Below are 17,919 nucleotides of genomic sequence, written 5' to 3' on the forward strand. Positions count from 1 at the left end.
CCTGATTTTCATAACCAGAAGTGGCCATGAACGAAATCACCGCTCCCGAGCAATACGATCTGCAAACCGCTGCCCTGAAGGTGCCTCCGCATTCCATCGAGGCCGAACAGGCCGTGCTGGGCGGCCTGATGCTGGACAACAACGCCTGGGAACGCGTGCTCGATCAAGTCTCCGACGGCGATTTCTACCGGCATGACCACCGTCTGATTTTCCGTGCGATCGCCCGCCTGGCCGATCAGAACATGCCGATCGACGTCGTGACCCTGGCCGAGCAATTGGACAAGGAAGGGCAGACGTCCCAGGTTGGCGGCCTCGGTTACCTGGGCGAACTGGCGAAAAACACGCCGTCGGTCGCCAACATCAAGGCCTATGCCCAGATCGTCCGCGAGCGGGCGACCTTGCGCCAGTTGATCGGCATCAGCACCGAGATCGCCGACAGCGCGTTCAACCCGGAAGGCCGCACCGCCGCCGAGATCCTTGATGAAGCCGAACGGCAGATCTTCCAGATCGCCGAGGCCCGGCCGAAAACCGGGGGGCCGGTCAGCGTCAATGACCTGCTGACCAAGGCCATCGACCGCATCGACACCTTGTTCAATACCGACAACGCCATCACCGGCCTGTCCACCGGTTACACCGACCTCGACGAGAAGACCAGCGGCTTGCAACCGTCCGACCTGATTATCGTCGCTGGCCGTCCGTCCATGGGTAAGACTACCTTTGCGATGAACCTGGTGGAAAACGCCGTGCTGCGCAGCGACAAGGCAGTGCTGGTGTACTCCCTCGAGATGCCAGGCGAATCGCTGATCATGCGTATGCTCTCGTCCCTGGGGCGTATCGACCAGACCAAGGTCCGTTCCGGCCAGTTGGAAGACGACGATTGGCCGCGCCTGACCTCGGCGGTCAACCTGCTCAACGATCGCAAGCTGTTCATCGACGATACAGCCGGTATCAGTCCGTCGGAAATGCGCGCCCGGACCCGTCGCCTGGTGCGTGAGCACGGTGACATCGCGCTGATCATGATCGACTACCTGCAGTTGATGCAGATCCCCGGTTCCAGCGGCGACAACCGGACCAACGAGATTTCCGAAATTTCCCGTTCCCTCAAGGCCCTGGCCAAGGAATTCAACTGCCCGGTGGTGGCACTTTCCCAGTTGAACCGTTCCCTGGAACAGCGCCCCAACAAGCGTCCGGTGAACTCCGACTTGCGCGAATCCGGAGCGATCGAGCAGGACGCCGACGTCATCATGTTCGTGTACCGCGACGAGGTGTATCACCCCGAGACGGAGCACAAGGGCATCGCCGAAATCATCATCGGCAAGCAGCGGAACGGCCCGATCGGCTTCATCCGCCTGGCGTTCATCGGTAAATACACCCGGTTCGAGAACCTGGCGCCGGGTAGCTACAATTTTGACGACGACGAGTAACCTGTTAGGCATCTCTTGAGGCAAACCACTTTTCCAGAAGGTTGTGCTTCTCCTGTGGGAGCGAGCTTGCTCGCGATAGCGGTGTAACTGCCAGCACATGCATTGAATGGGCTGGCCCCATCGCGAGCAAGCTCGCTCCCACATTGGGTTTACAGTGCGCGACCAATTTCCGACCATAGCCGTCGGAATTGGTTATTTTTTGTGCTATATTCCGCGCCCGCGATTTTTCATCTTTTATACCGGTTATCGACATGCAAGCAGCCAAGCCGTTATTTGACTATCCCAAGTACTGGGCCGAATGTTTCGGCCCGGCGCCGTTCCTGCCCATGAGCAGGGAGGAGATGGATCAGCTCGGCTGGGATTCGTGCGACATCATCATCGTGACCGGTGATGCCTACGTCGATCACCCGTCGTTCGGCATGGCGATCATTGGCCGTTTGCTGGAAGCCCAGGGTTTTCGTGTCGGGATCATTGCCCAGCCGAACTGGCAGTCCAAAGACGACTTCATGAAGCTTGGCGAGCCCAACCTGTTTTTCGGTGTCGCGGCCGGCAACATGGACTCGATGATCAACCGCTACACCGCCGACAAGAAAATCCGCTCCGATGACGCCTACACCCCAGGCGGCATGGCGGGCAAACGGCCGGACCGTGCGAGCCTGGTCTACAGCCAGCGCTGCAAGGAAGCCTACAAGCATGTGCCTATCGTGCTCGGTGGTATCGAAGCTTCGCTGCGGCGTATCGCTCACTACGATTACTGGCAGGACCGGGTCCGCAACTCGATCCTGATCGACGCCTGCGCCGACATCCTGCTCTACGGCAACGCCGAGCGGGCGATTGTAGAAGTCGCCCAGCGCTTGTCCTACGGCCACAAGATCGAAGATATCACCGACGTGCGCGGCACCGCGTTCATCCGTCGTGACACGCCGCAAGGCTGGTACGAAGTCGATTCCACGCGCATCGACCGTCCGGGCAAGATCGACAAGATCATCAACCCGTATGTGAACACCCAGGACACCGCTGCCTGCGCCATCGAGCAGGAGAAGGGCCCGGTCGAGGATCCGAGCGAAGCCAAGGTCGTGCAGATCCTGGCGAGCCCGAAAATGACCCGCGACAAAACCGTGATCCGTCTGCCATCGGTGGAAAAGGTCCGTGGCGACGCGGTGCTCTACGCCCACGCCAACCGCGTGCTTCACCTGGAAACCAACCCAGGCAATGCCCGCGCCCTGGTGCAGAAGCACGGCGAAGTCGACGTCTGGTTCAACCCGCCGCCCATTCCGATGACCACCGAGGAAATGGACTACGTCTTTGGCATGCCTTACGCACGTGTTCCCCATCCGGCGTACGGCAAGGAGAAGATCCCGGCCTACGAGATGATCCGTTTCTCGGTGAACATCATGCGTGGCTGCTTCGGCGGCTGCACGTTCTGCTCGATCACCGAGCACGAAGGCCGGATCATCCAGAACCGTTCCGAAGAGTCGATCATTCGCGAGATCGAAGAGATCCGCGACAAGGTCCCGGGCTTCACCGGAGTCATTTCCGACCTCGGCGGCCCGACCGCGAACATGTACCGCATTGCCTGCAAGAGCCCGGAAATCGAATCCGCGTGCCGCAAGCCGTCGTGCGTGTTCCCTGGCATCTGCCCGAACCTGAACACCGACCATTCTTCGCTGATCCAGCTGTACCGCAGCGCCCGGGCCTTGCCTGGGGTGAAGAAGATCCTGATTGCCTCCGGCCTGCGTTACGACCTGGCGGTCGAGTCGCCGGAATACGTCAAGGAGCTGGTGACCCACCACGTCGGCGGTTACCTGAAGATCGCTCCGGAGCATACCGAGGAAGGCCCGCTCAACCAGATGATGAAGCCGGGCATCGGCAGCTATGACAAATTCAAGCGGATGTTCGAGAAGTACACCAAGGAAGCCGGGAAAGAGCAGTACCTGATTCCGTACTTCATCGCCGCCCACCCGGGCACCACCGACGAAGACATGATGAACCTGGCGCTGTGGCTCAAGGGCAACGGTTTCCGGGCCGACCAGGTGCAGGCGTTCTATCCGTCGCCGATGGCCACGGCCACGGCCATGTACCACTCGGGCAAGAACCCGCTGCGCAAGGTCACCTACAAGAGCGACGCGGTGACCATCGTCAAGAGCGAGGAGCAGCGCCGCCTGCACAAGGCCTTCCTGCGCTATCACGACCCCAAGGGCTGGCCGATGCTGCGCGAAGCGCTGACCCGCATGGGCCGCGCCGACCTGATCGGGCCGGGCAAGAAACAATTGATTCCGTTGCACCAGCCGGCCACCGACAGCTACCAGAGCGCCCGTCGCAAGAACTCGACGCCAGCCGGCAGCCATAAGGTAGGTAAGGAAACCACCAAGATCCTGACCCAACACACCGGCCTGCCACCGCGCGCCAGCGACGGCGGCAATCCGTGGGACAAGCGCGAGCAAGCCAAGGCCGCGGCATTCGCCCGCAACCAGCAGGCCGCCAAGGAACGCAAGGACGCCGCCAAGGGCAAAGGACCGAAGCCGGCGCGCAAGCCTGTCGTGCCGCGCTGATCGCCTAGCCATATCGTAAAACGCCAGCCTAAGTGCTGGCGTTTTGCTTTCTAGCGGCGGTGCTGGCCGTTTGTTATCGTGGCGCCCGCCTTACGGCGTGACGACGGATGCATCGCCTTTGTGGCGAGGGAGCTTGCTCCCGCTGGGCTGCGAAGCGGCCCCAAACAATCCCATGCAATGTTCCCAGGCAGACCGTGCTGGCCGGTTTACGACGGCTTCGCCGCCGAGCGGGAGCAAGCTCCCTCGCCACAATATTGTGTGGATAAAGATTCACTTCCGATTCTCAAGGACGATTCATATGAGCAGCGCTACAACGGGCATCGGCATGGACCTGAGCTTCTCCCAGTTCATGGCCCGCAAACGCATCGAAAGCCAGATCAACCTGCCGCGTCTGTTCGCTGCCATCGATGCCGATCCCAACATCGCCGGTGCGGGGGTGGTGTACATCGATTCCGAGTACAACGTGGTGACGCTGCGCGAATTCAAGCCGATTTGCAGCATCGCGCCCAAGCGAGTCATCTTGCGCGAGGCGAAGAAATACATCGCCCCACAGCAATTCATTGACCAGGTAAAAAGTAGTCCGCGTGAGTCAAAGCTCGGGACTGAGTCGATGAATGCCGGTTTGTCCTGTGTCGCCGCGGTCATCGGTTGGGTGGTGGTATTCAGTGGGAGCGTCGCTGTGCCCTTTACGGCCGGAGCCAGTGCCTTTGTCGTTGCCTTGGGCACCGCTGCCGCGACGGCCAGTACCGCGCAGTGCTTTATTGGTGGGATGCGGGTGGCGAATGAGCTGACCAATCCTACTGGCAACGATGAAATGAACGACGCCGATTGGTACAACATCGTAAGCCCCATTCTTGACGGTGTTTCCCTTGTGGGCGTCGGTGGCTCGGCTCTCACGACTGTTCGGCTGCTGAAGGCCAGCAAAGCAGCGGGCACCGGGAAGAGCTGGTATCAGTTGCTCAAGGGCCTGAGTCGTCAGGAGCGCAGCAAACTGACCAAGGAATTGTTGACCCTGAAAGATCCGAGTCTTACCGCGAAGTTGCTTAAACTGCAGCAACGAGCGGGCGCGTTGCCCAAACGTTATTCTTCCGCTGAAATCAGGCATGCCACGCTGACTCAGATAAAGGATTCTCTCGGTGGTGCTTTGGGGATCATTGGCAGTTATACCGGCGATGGCGCCGTGAAGACTGTTGCCGTCGGGCTGTATGAGGAGTTCACCGAATGATTGGCGGCGGATCAATGAAACGGTTCCTCGCCCATTATTTTCCGGTGTTCATGGGCACGATTTTTCTGGGCTGCTTTTCCGGGTCTGCGCTGCTCGTTTTGTCCGCAGGCACTTATTGGCGAGCCTTGGAGCCTTCCGTCAGGAGCAACTATGTTGGACTCGGCACCTTGGCTCTGGTGAGTGTCCTGGTCCTGGGCAATCTCATGATCGCACGCGGACGCGCCTGGGCGATCGGGTGGGTGGCGGGTTATTTCCTCGCCTGTCTGGCGGCGGTGCTGCCGACGTTCGCTTATGGGCCGCATCAAGGTGTGTACGTGTTTGCGGTGCTGTTGCCGCTGCTGGGACTCCTGCTGCTCAACAGCAAACGCCACCGCGAAATGCGCAGCAAGCTCATCGAAATCCGCCACCAACGCGAACGCATCCTCCAGTCTGCCAAGGCCTCACGCCGGCGTCGCTGAGTCGATTCGCGCCAGCCGCGCCGCATTTATGTGCATTGCTTTGCAGATGAATTCGGGCAGCGCGCGTTTTTAGTGCTCTACTGCCTTGAGTAGACAAAGAAAGTGTCCGGCCTGCCTGCATGGCATAAGTCTTGCGCCGCTTTCGATAACGCCCAGGCTCGCAGGAGGCACGTCGTGTCGATTCATGTCGCATTGCATCACGTCACGCATTACCGCTACGACCGCGCCGTCGAGCTCGGCCCGCAGATCGTTCGCCTGCGCCCGGCGGCCCACAGCCGCACGCGGATTCTTTCCTATGCGCTGAAGGTTTCGCCCGAGCAGCATTTCATCAACTGGCAGCAAGACCCCCAGGGCAATTACCTGGCGCGGCTGGTGTTTCCCGAGAAAACCCGGGAGCTGCGCATCGAAGTCGATCTGCTGGCGGAAATGGCGGTGTTCAATCCGTTCGACTTCTTCCTCGAGCCCTACGCCGAAAAGATCCCGTTCGCCTACGCGGCCGACGAGCGCAAGGAGTTGGCGCCTTACCTGGAAACCCTGCCGCTGACGCCGAAATTCCAGGCGTATCTGGACGGCATCGACCGCACGCCGTTGCCGGCGGTGGATTTTTTGGTGGCGCTCAACCAGCGCCTGAGCGAAGACATCAACTACCTGATTCGCATGGAGCCGGGCGTGCAGAGCCCGGAGCACACCCTTGAGCACGCGTCCGGCTCTTGCCGCGACTCGGCCTGGCTGTTGGTGCAGCTGTTGCGCAACCTTGGCTTGGCCGCGCGTTTCGTTTCCGGTTACCTGATCCAGCTGACCGCCGATGTGAAAAGCCTCGATGGCCCGTCCGGCACCGATGTGGACTTCACTGACTTGCATGCCTGGTGCGAGGTCTACTTGCCCGGTGCCGGCTGGATCGGCCTGGATGCGACGTCCGGGTTGTTCGCCGGTGAAGGCCACATTCCGTTGGCCTGTAGTCCCGATCCGTCCTCGGCGGCGCCGATCAGTGGTTTGGTGGAGCCTTGCGAGTGTGAGTTCAGCCACGAAATGTCCGTCGAGCGGGTCTGGGAAGCGCCGCGGGTGACCAAGCCTTACACCGACGCACAGTGGCTGGCGATCCAGGCGCTGGGACGGCAGATCGATGCCGACCTGTTGGAGGGCGACGTACGTCTGACCATGGGCGGCGAACCGACCTTTGTCTCCATCGATGACCCGGATGGCGCCGAGTGGAACACCGCGGCACTCGGGCCGGACAAACGTCGGCTCTCCGCCGAGCTGTTCCAGCGCATGCGCAAGCACTATGCGCCCCAAGGACTGGTGCATTTCGGCCAGGGCAAGTGGTACCCCGGTGAGCAATTGCCGCGCTGGTCGCTCAACTGCTATTGGCGGCGCGACGGGGTGCCGATCTGGCACAACAGCGCGTTGATCGCCGATGAACAGGAGGACTACGGCGCCGATGGCGAACTGGCCGGACGCTTCCTGGCAAGCGTCGCCGAGCGTTTGAACATTCCTGCGCGGTTCGTGTTTCCGGCCTACGAAGACAACTTCTATTACCTCTGGCGCGAAGGCGCATTGCCGTCGAATGTCACGGCCGAGGACCCACGCCTGGAAGATGCCCTGGAGCGGGCGCGGCTGCGCAAGGTCTTCAGCCAGGGCCTGGACAAGGTCATCGGCCAGGTCCTGCCGTTGGCCCGCACCGCCAAGGGCGATCAATGGCAAAGCGGTCGCTGGTACCTACGCGACAGTCACTGCCGCCTGGTGCCCGGGGATTCGCCCCTGGGTTATCGCTTGCCACTGGCGTCCCAGCCTTGGGTGACGGCGGCCGAGTACCCGTTCATCCACCCCACCGACCCGAACCAGGACTTGCCCGAGCTGCCCGGCACCGAGCAACTGGCGCGTCACGGCGAGCCGGCGGCCGAGCAGGAGCGTGTCCCGGAGATCGACAAATCCGCTGACTGGCTGACCCGCACCGCCTTCTGTGCCGAGGCCCGCGAAGGTCGGCTGTACCTGTTCATGCCGCCACTGGAGCGGGTCGAGGATTACCTGGAACTGGTCAGCGCCATCGAGGCGACGGCTGAGGAGCTGCACTGCCCGGTGCTGTTGGAGGGCTACGAGCCACCGAGCGACCCGCGCCTGGGCAATTTCCGCATCACCCCCGACCCGGGTGTGATCGAGGTCAACGTGCAACCCTCGGCGACTTGGGATGAGTTGGTCGAGCGCACTGAGTTTTTATACGAAGAGGCGCGACAGACCCGACTGACCACCGAGAAATTCATGATCGATGGCCGGCACACCGGCACCGGCGGCGGTAACCATTTCGTACTGGGTGGCGCGACACCGGCTGACTCACCGTTCCTGCGGCGTCCCGACCTGCTGCGTAGCCTGATCAGTTACTGGCATAACCACCCGTCGTTGTCCTACCTGTTCTCCGGATTGTTCATCGGCCCGACCTCCCAGGCGCCTCGCGTGGACGAGGCGCGCAACGATGCGTTGTACGAACTGGAAATCGCTTTCGCGCAAATGCCACAGCCCGGCGAGGAATGCCCGCCGTGGTTGGTCGATCGCCTGCTGCGCAACCTGTTGATCGACGTGACCGGCAATACCCATCGTGCCGAATTCTGCATCGACAAGCTCTATTCGCCGGACGGCGCCACCGGGCGTCTCGGCTTGTTGGAGTTGCGTGCGTTCGAGATGCCACCCCACGCCCGCATGAGCCTGGCCCAGCAGTTATTGCTGCGGGCGCTGGTGGCGCGGTTCTGGCGCGAGCCTTATGCGCCAGCGAAACTGGCGCGCTGGGGCACCGAGCTGCATGACCGATTCCTGTTGCCGCACTTTATCGAGCAGGATTTTGCCGACGTCATCCATGAGCTCAACGGTGCCGGCTACCCGCTGCGGGCCGAGTGGTTCGCCGCGCACCTGGAGTTCCGCTTCCCCAAGGTGGGCGATTACGCGGTCAGCGGTATCGAGCTGCAATTGCGCCAAGCCCTCGAGCCTTGGCATGTGCTGGGGGAAGAGGGCGCGGTGGGCGGCACCGTGCGTTATGTGGATTCGTCCCTGGAGCGCTTGCAGGTCAAGCTCAGCGGCCTGGCGCCGCAACGCTACCTGCTGACCTGCAATGGCGTGCCCGTGCCCTTGCAACCCACCGGTCGGGTCGGCGAGTTCGTCGCCGGGGTGCGTTTCCGCGCCTGGCAACCGGCCAACTGCCTGCAACCGACCATCCCGGTGCATGCGCCGCTGGTTTTCGATTTGCTCGACACCTGGATGCAACGTTCCGTGGGCGGCTGCCAGTATCACGTGGCCCATCCGGGCGGGCGCAACTACGACAGCCTGCCGGTGAATGCCAACGAGGCCGAAAGCCGGCGGATGGCGCGTTTCTTCCGTATCGGACACACGCCTGGGAAACTTCCGATACCCAGCCTGGCTATGGATGACGAGTTTCCGCTCACACTCGATCTGCGACGGTTCTGAGTCTTACGCGACGCCCGGATATTTCAACTATCCGGGCGTCATGCGCTTGCGCTAGTCTCACCTTTCATTGCCGTCTGCCGAGCTTTCCATGCCTGACCTGCTTGACCGTTACCCGCTGACGACGGGCACCTATCACGAATTGCTGGACGACAGCGGCGCCGTGCGGACGCATTGGCGGCGGCTGGTCGACCAGTTGCAGCGCAGCACGCCGGCCCAGTTGCTCCAGCGCCAGGCCCTGCTGGCCCGGCAGATCCAGGAAAACGGTGTCACCTATAACGTCTACGCCGATCCCAAGGGCGCCGACCGGCCGTGGGAGCTGGACCTGCTGCCCCATGTGATCGACCCGCAGGAATGGAAACATCTGTCGGCCGGGATCGCCCAGCGTGCGCGGCTGCTCAATGCGGTGCTGGCCGACCTGTATGGGCCGCAGCGGCTGATCAGCGAGGGGCTGCTGCCGGCAGAGCTGGTATTCGGGCACAACAACTTCCTTTGGCCCTGCCAGGGCATCGCGCCGCCGGACGGCAGTTTCCTGCATTTGTATGCGGTGGATCTGGCGCGCACGCCCGATGGCCGTTGGTGGGTCACGGCGGATCGGACCCAGGCGCCTTCGGGGGCCGGTTATGCGCTGGAAAATCGCATGATCGTTTCCCGCGCGTTCCCCGAGTTGTATCGCGACCTGAAGGTGCGACACCTGTCCGGGTTCTTCCGCACCTTGCAGGAAACCCTGGCGCGACAGGCACCCAGCGACGGTGAGTCACCACTGGTGGTGCTGTTGACGCCGGGGCGGTTCAACGAAAGTTATTTCGAGCATCTTTATCTGGCACGCCAGCTGGGCTATCCCCTGGTAGAGGGGGGCGACCTGACCGTGCGGGACGCCACGGTCTACCTCAAGACCCTCAGCGGGCTGCGCCGGGTCCACGCCATCATGCGCCGGCTCGACGACGATTTCTGCGACCCCCTGGAGTTGCGCACCGACTCAGCCCTCGGCGTGCCGGGACTGCTGGAAGCGGTGCGCCAGGGCAGGGTGCTGGTGGCCAATGCCCTGGGCAGCGGCGTGCTGGAGTCACCGGGCCTGTTGGGGTTCCTGCCGAAGATCAACCAGTACCTGTTCGGCGAGGAATTGATACTGCCGTCCATCGCCACCTGGTGGTGCGGCGAGCCACCGGTGCTGGCCCAGGCCCTGGAAAAACTGCCGCAGCTGTTGATCAAGCCGGCGTTTCCTTCCCAAAGCTTCTCCCCGGTGTTCGGCCGTGACCTGAACGAGGCGCAGCGCGGCCAACTGGCGGCACGCATGCAGGCTCGGCCCTATGCCTATGTCGCCCAGGAGTTGGCGCAACTGTCCCAGGCCCCGGTCTGGCAGGCCGAAGACGGGCACATCCAGCCTCGGGCGATTGGCATGCGCGTGTATGCCGTGTCCGGCAAGGATGATTATCGGGTGCTGTCGGGTGGCCTGACCCGCGTGGCCGCCGAGGCCAACGCCGAAGTGGTGTCGATGCAGCGCGGCGGCGCCAGCAAGGACACTTGGGTGTTGGGCGAGCAGGCACCCGGCGGTGAACAATGGACGGCCCAGCGAACCGTAGGCGTCCACGACCTGGTTCGACGCGATCCGTACCTGCCTTCGCGAGTAGTGGAAAACCTGTTCTGGTTCGGCCGTTATTGCGAACGCTGCGACGACAGCGCGCGGCTGCTGCGGATCATGTTGGGGCGTTATGTCGATGGCGATGACCCGCAGGCCCTGCAGTCGGCGGTGGCCCTGGGCGAAAGCCTGATGCTGCTGCCTGAAGAGGGCGAGCTGCACGAGCGCTTGCTGGCGGCGCTGTTGGGGGACGACTGGTCGTTCAGCCTGCGCTCCAACCTGCAGCGCTTGCAGTGGGCGGCCTCGCAGGTTCGCGGCAAGCTGTCCCGGGAGAACTGGCAGGCGCTGGTGGAGTTGCAGCGCGAAGCGATGGAGCTGGAAACCGAGGAGCCGGATTTCGGTGAGTTGCTGGATTTCCTCAATCGGCTGGTGATGTCCCTGGCGGCGTTGTCCGGATTTGCCTTGGACGACATGACCCGCGACGAGGGTTGGCGCTTCTTGATGATTGGCCGGCGCCTGGAACGCCTGCAGTTCCTCAGCAGCAGCCTGGCGGCGTTTTTGCGCAGCGATGCAGTGTTCGACCAGGCTGGGCTGGAGTGGTTGCTGGAACTGGGCAACAGCAGCATCACCTACCGTTCGCGCTACCTGGCGGTGGCGCAACTGATCCCGGTGCTGGACCTGTTGCTGCTGGATGAACAGAACCCCCACGCGGTGCTCTTCCAGTTGAAGCTGGTGAATCGCACCCTCAAGCGCTTGAACGACGATTTTTCCGCGCCCAGGGAAACGGCATTGCCTGACTTGGTCGCACGTCTGTCGCGCTTTGACCTGCGCTGCCTGGAGAACCCATTGTTCGGTGAAGCCAGCCTGCGCGCAGCACTCGATGGGCTGGCCGACCTGTTGCAGGAAGTAGCCGATGTCGGTGGCCAGGTATCCGATCGCCTGGCCTTGCGCCATTTCGCCCACGTCGATGACGTCAGCCAACGCACGGTGTCCGTCTGATGAGTGCTCGTTACCAGATCCTCCACGACACCCATTATCACTATGACAGCCCGGTGTCCCTGGCCCAGCAGCTTGCCCATCTGTGGCCGCGCGCCTGTGACTGGCAGCGTTGCACCGAACAGCAGTTGCTGATCAGCCCGGAGCCGACGACCCGTCGCGATGAGCAGGACGTGTTCGGCAACCCGCTGACCCGCCTGGCCTTCGAACGCCCCCACGACGAGCTGCTGGTCAATGCTCGCCTGAGCGTCGAGGTGCTGTCTCGCCCCGCGCTGGACTTCAACCTGTCCCCGGCCTGGGAGTCGACCTGCAATGCGCTGACCTACAGCGGCCGGCCACTGGCGGCGCCATTGTTGGAGGCGTGCCGTTTTCGTTTCGAGTCACCGTATGTGCACCTCAAGCGCAGCTTCGTCGAGTTTTCCGAAAGCTGCTTCCCGCCAGGGCAACCGTTGATGGTCGGCGTGCGGGCGCTGATGGAAAAGATTTTCGAGGAGTTCACCTTCGATGCCGAAGCCACCCAAGTGGCCACGCCGCTGGTGGAGGTGCTGGAGCGGCGGCGGGGCGTGTGCCAGGATTTTGCCCACTTGATGCTGGCCTGCGTGCGCTCTCGCGGGCTGGCGGCGCGTTACGTCAGCGGCTACCTGCTGACCCAGCCACCACCTGGCCAACCCCGGCTGATTGGCGCCGATGCGTCCCATGCCTGGGTCTCGGTGTATTGCCCGGTATTGGGGTGGGTGGACTTTGACCCGACCAACAACGTCCAGCCGGCCCTGGAACACATCACCCTGGCCTGGGGCCGGGACTTTTCCGATGTGTCGCCGTTGCGGGGGGTGATCCTGGGCGGCGGCAATCATGATCCCGAGGTGCGGGTGACGGTGATGCCGCTGGAATCATGAGCGCTGTGGGGAAAATGTGGTAGCGAGCCTGTGGGAGCCGAGCTTGCTCGCGATGAGGGCGACACGGTTCAACTGCAAAACCGCGTCATCGTTCATCGCGAGCAAGCTCGGCTCCCACAGGTTGTGTGTCCTATGGATGATGAGGTTTCTCCATGTTCCCGGTTTCCATCAAAGGCGTACTGCAATCCCCCGAAGGCCTGGTCGTGCTGATGCTCAACGAACGGGACGAATGGGAACTTCCCGGTGGGCGGATCGAGCTGGGCGAAACGGCGCCGCAGTGCCTGGCACGGGAGATCGATGAGGAGCTGGCGGTTGAGGTAAGTGTGGGGGAACCGCTGGATTCGTACCTGTTCGAGGTCATTCCCGGCAAGCACGTCTTCATCTCCACATACCGCTGCCAATTGCTGGGCGGTTTCGTGCCGATGATCAGCCATGAACACAAGCAGATCGGCTTGTTCGAGCCTGGCCAATTGCCGGCCAATCTACCTGCAGGCTATCGCCTGTCGATTATCAAGGCGCTGGGATTGTGAGGGTCGGCAGTGGGACTGCCGGCCCTGGACACAAACCGGGGGGCCGGATCGAATCATCGGGCCCTGGGGGTATCAGGCGTCGGGTGCCTGATCTTTCGGTGCATCAACATCATCTTCTGCCGCCACTTCGCCTTCGGTATCCGGGGTCAGTGCGGCCTCTTCTTCAGCTGTGGCTTTCTTGCGCTGCAGCTTTTCCTCTTTCTTCTGCTCCTTGGCCAAGTCTCTTTGACGTTTGGCGAAGGAATAATTGGGTTTGGCCATGGGCGATCCTCTGGGGTCGAAGGTGAGGTTGAGCGGCGCATATTCTGCCCTGTATCGGGGCCGAGCCGTTAGCTGGGTTTTTGTTCGGCCCACTTTGGCTGCACTGACGGTTGCCATTCGTCCAGCGCATCGAGCAGGTTCTGCGCTGATGCGCTCACTTGCAGCATGTCACGATGGGGCGCGCGGACGAAGCCTTCACCGACGATATGATCGAGAAAGCCAGTGAGCTTGCTGTAGAAACCATTCACTTCCAGCAGCCCCAGCGGTTTGCCGTGGTAGCCGAGCTGGCCCCAGGTCCAGACTTCGAACAACTCCTCCAGCGTGCCGAGGCCGCCGGGCAGGGCGATGAAGGCATCGCTGAGTTCGGCCATGCGAGCCTTGCGGGCGTGCATGCCGTCCACCACTTCCAGGCGGGTGAGGCCGCTGTGGCCGATTTCCTTGTCCTTGAGGCTTTGCGGGATGATGCCAATGACCTCGCCGCCGGCCGCCAGGGCCGCGTCGGCGACGATCCCCATCAGGCCGACGGCACCGCCGCCGTAGACCAGGGTCAATTTTCGTTCCGCCAATGCCTGGCCCAAAGCCTGCGCCGCTTCACGATACGCTGGATTGGTGCCGGTGCTGGCGCCGCAAAATACACAAACAGACGCGATGGACATGCTTTACTCCATGATCAGTAACGACCCAGAGTAAAGCCTGGCCTTGGTCGCGCAAAGCGATTAAATCTCGCGGCTGGGTTTTTCGTAGGTACCACTGGCGCCGCAGGCGTAGGCGGCGAGCAAGCTGCATAACAGGCTGTTGACGTTCATGATGGGCGCTCCCGAGAAGTGGTGAGGCCGATCATAGAGCGGCGTCCTCCCTCTGGCTGGTTGATTGTGTCCATCAGGCTGATAGCCTTAAGTTGTATACAATCTTTGATTCAGGTCATAGGAACTTGTCTGAAATTCAGGCAGTCTTCCTCTTTGCCGGATTTTTGTTAACCATGCCTTGGAGATTCACGATGTTTGCCAAACTTGTAGCAGTATCCCTGTTGACGCTGGCCAGCAGCCAACTGATGGCAGCGGAGTGCAAGACCACCATCGACTCGACCGACCAGATGTCCTTCAACACCAAGGCCATCGAGATCGACAAGAGCTGCAAGACGTTCACCGTTGAATTGACGCATTCGGGCAGCTTGCCGAAAAACGTCATGGGCCATAACTGGGTGCTGAGCAAAGAGGCTGACATGCAGCCGATTGCCACCGATGGCCTGGGCGCTGGCATCGACAAGAATTACCTGAAGGAAGGGGATGCTCGCATCATCGCCCACACCAAGGTCATTGGTGCCGGGGAGAAGGATTCGGTGACCTTCGACGTGTCTAAACTGGATGCGGCTGAAAAATACGGTTTCTTCTGTTCGTTCCCGGGCCACATCTCGATGATGAAAGGCACCGTTACCCTGAAGTAATCAGCTTCAGGCACAACAAAAAACGGCGCTTCTTTCAGAAATGGGAAGCGCCGTTTTTTTGGCTTTTTAGAAAGCTCGGTGTTTAGTTGCTTTGGTGTGTATATCCATTTCTGCGGTGACGGCCGCTTATGGTTCCGCTCTTACAGCGGGTCACTTTTGAAAAGCGCAAAAGTAACCAAAACGCTTTTGCCCCACCACTCGGTGCCTCGCCTAGGCTCGGCATGCCTGAACGAAGGCATCGCTCCGTGGGCCGCCGCGAAGGGCCATCCATGGCCCAGCGCGGCTAACCCGGCATCCATGCCGGGTTGCCCACTGCGCAATACCTTCGTTCAGCCATCGTGGTTAACGGGGCGCCCGAGATCAACGTCCACCGCGAGGCGGCCTAGTAGCCGACCTGGTTCTTGGTGGGACCGCGTTTCCCCTGTGGTAGCGAGCCTGCTCGGGATGGCGGTGGTTCAGTCACATGCATGTTGGGCTTGCTGGCCTCATCGCGAGCAAGCTCGCTCCCACAGGGGGGCTGGGTGCACATGAATTTTGTATTTCGCTGAAGATCCAATGTGGGAGCGAGCTTGCTCGCGATAGCGATGGCTCAGCCACATGGATGCCGGCATGTGCCCGCTCTTGCTCTGCTCTGCTCTGCTCTGCTCTTGCTCTTGCTTTGGATCTTGATCTTGATCTGGACGCCCCGTCAAACCACGCTGGCCGAACGCAGGCATTGTGCAGTGGGCATCCCGGCATGGATGCCGGGATAGCCGCGCTGGGCCATGGATGGCCCTTCGCGGCGGGCCCACGGAGCAATGCCGGAGTGAGGGCATGCCGAGCCTAGGCGAGGCACCGAGTGGTGGGGCAGAGCGCTTTTGGTTACTTTTGGCGCTCTTCCAAAAGTGACCCGCTGTAAGAGCGGAACCATAAGCAGCCGTTACGCAAAAAACGGATATACACACCAACCCAGGCCTCTCAGCCATCGCGAGCAATCTCGCTCCCACAGTGATTACCCGTTACGGAGCGTAAGGCATCACCCGCTTGTGCTCAGTCTTGCGATAGGTCTCGCAAATGATCCTGGCCGCCTCTTCACGAACCGGTTGCCCATGCAGGAACGCATCGATCTCGGCATAGGTCACGCCGTGGGAGGCTTCGTCCGGTTTGCCTGGCGACAGGTCCTCAAGGTCGGCCGTAGGGACTTTTTCCACCAGCGATTCCGGCGCGCCAAAATCACGGGCAATGGCCCGGACCTGGTTTTTCACCAAGCCACTCAACGGCGCCAGGTCGCAGGCGCCATCACCGAACTTGGTAAAGAAACCCATCACCGCCTCGGCGGCATGGTCGGTGCCGATCACCAGGCCTTGCTCGGTGCCCGCGATGGTGTATTGCGCCACCATGCGCATCCGCGCCTTGGTATTGCCCAGCACGAAATCCCGCGAGACCGCTGCCTTGCCTTCGAACGCCGCGACTTGTTCGGCCAGGGCCTTGACCGCCGGACCGATGTTGACGGTGTGGCGCTCGTCCGGGTCGATGAAGTCCACGCAGGCTTGGGCTTCGTGCTCGTCGAACTGGGTTTCGTACGGCAGGCGCACGGCGATGAACTTGTAGGCGGCGTTACCGGTTTTCTCCCGCAGTTCGCGCATGGCACGTTGGGCCAGCAGCCCGGCGGTCAACGAGTCAACGCCACCGCTGATGCCCAGCACGAGGGACTTGAGCCCGGAGTTGACCAGGCAATCCTGAATAAAGCTCACCCGACGGGCGATTTCGGCCTTGAGGGCCGCGTCATCGGCGAACGGCGGCTGGACCTTGAGCTGTTCAGCAATCTCACGCTGTACGGCTTGCATGAATTCACTCCTTGCTTGATGTATCTGAAAGGGTGGCAGGTACTTGGAAAACATGTCGCATGTAGGCGACGAAATTCGGGTCTTTGCAGTGGGTCTTGCCGGGCTCGTCTGAAATCTTGGCCACAGGTTGCCCGTCACAGCTGATCATTTTAAGCACGATGCTCATCGGCTCTACACCTGGAATGTCACACGTCAGGTTGGTGCCAATACCGAAGCTGACATTAATGCGACCACGCAATGCCCGAAAAATCTCCAGGCATTTGGGCAATGTCAGGCTATCGGAGAACACCAGGGTCTTGCTCATGGGGTCGATGCCGAGCTTGTGATAGTGCGCAATGGCTTTTTCCGCCCAAATCACCGGGTCGCCCGAATCATGGCGCAACCCGTCGAACAGCTTGGCGAAGAACAGATCGAAATCCTTGAGGAAGGCGTCCATGGTGATGCAATCGGTCAGGGCGATCCCCAGCAGGCCTCGGTACTCGCGCACCCAGCAATCGAGGGCGGCGATCTGGCTGTCGATCAGCCGTGGGCCCAATTGCTGGTGGGCCATGATCCACTCATGGGCCATGGTGCCCAGGGGTTTCATGTCCAATTCCCGGGACAGGTGCACGTTACTGGTGCCGACGAAACGCCCGGGGAAGTCGTGCTTGAGCACGTTGACCACTTCTTCCTGGACGCGGAAGGAAAACCGACGACGGGTGCCGAAGTCCGCGACTTGCAGTTCGGACAGTTCCTCGGCGCTGGCGTTGGCGCTCAGCCAGTCGAACTTGCGATAAAGCTGTTCCCGCGCCTGCTCCAGGACGATTTCCCGATAGCGATAACGATTGCGTACCTCGCTGACGATGGCCAGCAGCGGCACTTCGAACAGAATGACGTGCAGCCACGGCCCGCGCAGGCGGATGAACAACTCACCGTTTTCGATGCCGGTGTGCACGTAGCGCAGGTTGAAGCGAAACAGGCCCAGGAAACGCAGGAAGTCCGGCTTGAGGAAGCTGATGCGCTCCAGGAAACCCAACTGATCGGCGCTCAGGCTCAACTCGGCCAGGCGCTCGATTTGAAAACGGATCTCCGCCAGGTACGGGCGCAGGTCTTCGCTGTTGCGGCAGCGAAACTCCCATTCGACTTCGACGTTGGGGTAGTTGTGCAATACCGCCTGCATCATCGTCAGTTTGTAGAAGTCGGTGTCGAGCAGGTTCTGCACGATACGATCGGCAAATACACTCTCGCTCATAACGGGAATCTCCAGGCAAGCCGCAGCGGTGGGCAGCGGGGTGCAGCGGT

General features: G+C 61.5%; 13 protein-coding genes. 9 read left to right on the forward strand and 4 right to left on the reverse strand.

All coding sequences use genetic code 11. The annotated features are described in order from the left end of the window. The first annotated feature begins 26 nt into the window (after positions 1-26). The 8 genes from dnaB to LQ215_RS17075 all read left to right on the forward strand — a co-directional run bounded on the left by dnaB (position 27) and on the right by LQ215_RS17075 (position 13,107). On the forward strand, positions 27-1,424 hold the full coding sequence (gene dnaB / locus LQ215_RS17040; protein ID WP_027911801.1) for a replicative DNA helicase: 1,398 nt from the start codon (positions 27-29) through the stop codon (positions 1,422-1,424). Between the two features lie 251 nt (positions 1,425-1,675). Further along, positions 1,676-3,976, forward strand: coding sequence for a YgiQ family radical SAM protein (locus LQ215_RS17045; protein ID WP_230151608.1), 2,301 nt, complete (start codon positions 1,676-1,678; stop codon positions 3,974-3,976). Positions 3,977-4,274: 298 nt separating this feature from the next. Continuing rightward, on the forward strand, positions 4,275-5,201 hold the full coding sequence (locus LQ215_RS17050; RefSeq protein ID WP_230151609.1) for an NAD synthetase: 927 nt from the start codon (positions 4,275-4,277) through the stop codon (positions 5,199-5,201). After that, a complete protein-coding gene (locus LQ215_RS17055) occupies positions 5,198-5,659 on the forward strand; it encodes a hypothetical protein (protein ID WP_230151611.1) in 462 nt (153 codons plus the stop codon). Before LQ215_RS17050 ends, LQ215_RS17055 begins: the two co-directional genes overlap by 4 nt. 174 nt (positions 5,660-5,833) lie before the next feature. Further along, complete coding sequence (locus LQ215_RS17060) at positions 5,834-9,109, forward strand: DUF2126 domain-containing protein (RefSeq protein ID WP_230151613.1); 3,276 nt, start codon at positions 5,834-5,836, stop codon at positions 9,107-9,109. Between the two features lie 88 nt (positions 9,110-9,197). After that, positions 9,198-11,684 (forward strand): circularly permuted type 2 ATP-grasp protein, encoded by a 2,487-nt coding sequence (locus tag LQ215_RS17065; RefSeq protein WP_230151614.1) that lies wholly within the window; start codon positions 9,198-9,200, stop codon positions 11,682-11,684. Then, positions 11,684-12,577, forward strand: a complete 894-nt coding sequence (locus LQ215_RS17070) for a transglutaminase family protein (RefSeq protein WP_230151616.1) — start codon at positions 11,684-11,686, stop codon at positions 12,575-12,577. The genes LQ215_RS17065 and LQ215_RS17070 overlap by 1 nt, the downstream gene beginning before the upstream one ends. 152 nt (positions 12,578-12,729) lie before the next feature. Then, entirely contained in the window at positions 12,730-13,107 is a 378-nt protein-coding gene (locus tag LQ215_RS17075) for an NUDIX hydrolase (RefSeq protein ID WP_003197272.1), read from the forward strand. 72 nt (positions 13,108-13,179) lie between these two features. Here the strand turns inward: LQ215_RS17075 and LQ215_RS17080 are convergent, their stop codons facing one another. Next, positions 13,180-13,368 (reverse strand): hypothetical protein, encoded by a 189-nt coding sequence (locus LQ215_RS17080; RefSeq protein ID WP_057448273.1) that lies wholly within the window; start codon positions 13,366-13,368, stop codon positions 13,180-13,182. 68 nt (positions 13,369-13,436) lie between these two features. Beyond that, positions 13,437-14,024 (reverse strand): TIGR00730 family Rossman fold protein, encoded by a 588-nt coding sequence (locus LQ215_RS17085; RefSeq protein ID WP_230151619.1) that lies wholly within the window; start codon positions 14,022-14,024, stop codon positions 13,437-13,439. A gap of 341 nt (positions 14,025-14,365) precedes the next feature. Between LQ215_RS17085 and azu the strand changes: the two genes are divergently transcribed. Continuing rightward, positions 14,366-14,812 carry an azurin gene (gene azu, locus LQ215_RS17090; protein ID WP_230151621.1) on the forward strand — a complete coding sequence of 149 codons (447 nt, stop codon included), beginning with the start codon at positions 14,366-14,368 and terminating at the stop codon, positions 14,810-14,812. 998 nt (positions 14,813-15,810) lie between these two features. Here azu and nadE read toward each other — a convergent pair. Then, positions 15,811-16,638, reverse strand: a complete 828-nt coding sequence (gene nadE / locus LQ215_RS17095; protein ID WP_230151624.1) for an ammonia-dependent NAD(+) synthetase — start codon at positions 16,636-16,638, stop codon at positions 15,811-15,813. 4 nt (positions 16,639-16,642) lie between these two features. Further along, positions 16,643-17,869 (reverse strand): nicotinate phosphoribosyltransferase, encoded by a 1,227-nt coding sequence (pncB, locus tag LQ215_RS17100; protein WP_230151626.1) that lies wholly within the window; start codon positions 17,867-17,869, stop codon positions 16,643-16,645. Positions 17,870-17,919 lie beyond the last annotated feature (50 nt).

This window comes from Pseudomonas brassicacearum, from assembly GCF_918698105.1.
GTDB classification, from domain to species: Bacteria; Pseudomonadota; Gammaproteobacteria; order Pseudomonadales; family Pseudomonadaceae; genus Aquipseudomonas; species Aquipseudomonas brassicacearum_F.

Excerpts from the sequence above, each read along its gene's own strand:
- LQ215_RS17075 (WP_003197272.1), top strand. The coding sequence starts at position 12,730 with ATGTTCCCGGTTTCCATCAAAGGCGTACTGCAATCCCCCGAAGGCCTG.
- LQ215_RS17045 (WP_230151608.1), top strand. The coding sequence starts at position 1,676 with ATGCAAGCAGCCAAGCCGTTATTTGACTATCCCAAGTACTGGGCCGAA.
- LQ215_RS17065 (WP_230151614.1), top strand. The coding sequence starts at position 9,198 with ATGCCTGACCTGCTTGACCGTTACCCGCTGACGACGGGCACCTATCAC.
- dnaB (WP_027911801.1), top strand. The coding sequence starts at position 27 with ATGAACGAAATCACCGCTCCCGAGCAATACGATCTGCAAACCGCTGCC.
- LQ215_RS17050 (WP_230151609.1), top strand. The coding sequence starts at position 4,275 with ATGAGCAGCGCTACAACGGGCATCGGCATGGACCTGAGCTTCTCCCAG.
- pncB (WP_230151626.1), bottom strand. The coding sequence starts at position 17,869 with ATGAGCGAGAGTGTATTTGCCGATCGTATCGTGCAGAACCTGCTCGAC.
- LQ215_RS17080 (WP_057448273.1), bottom strand. The coding sequence starts at position 13,368 with ATGGCCAAACCCAATTATTCCTTCGCCAAACGTCAAAGAGACTTGGCC.
- azu (WP_230151621.1), top strand. The coding sequence starts at position 14,366 with ATGTTTGCCAAACTTGTAGCAGTATCCCTGTTGACGCTGGCCAGCAGC.
- LQ215_RS17070 (WP_230151616.1), top strand. The coding sequence starts at position 11,684 with ATGAGTGCTCGTTACCAGATCCTCCACGACACCCATTATCACTATGAC.
- LQ215_RS17085 (WP_230151619.1), bottom strand. The coding sequence starts at position 14,024 with ATGTCCATCGCGTCTGTTTGTGTATTTTGCGGCGCCAGCACCGGCACC.
- LQ215_RS17055 (WP_230151611.1), top strand. The coding sequence starts at position 5,198 with ATGATTGGCGGCGGATCAATGAAACGGTTCCTCGCCCATTATTTTCCG.
- nadE (WP_230151624.1), bottom strand. The coding sequence starts at position 16,638 with ATGCAAGCCGTACAGCGTGAGATTGCTGAACAGCTCAAGGTCCAGCCG.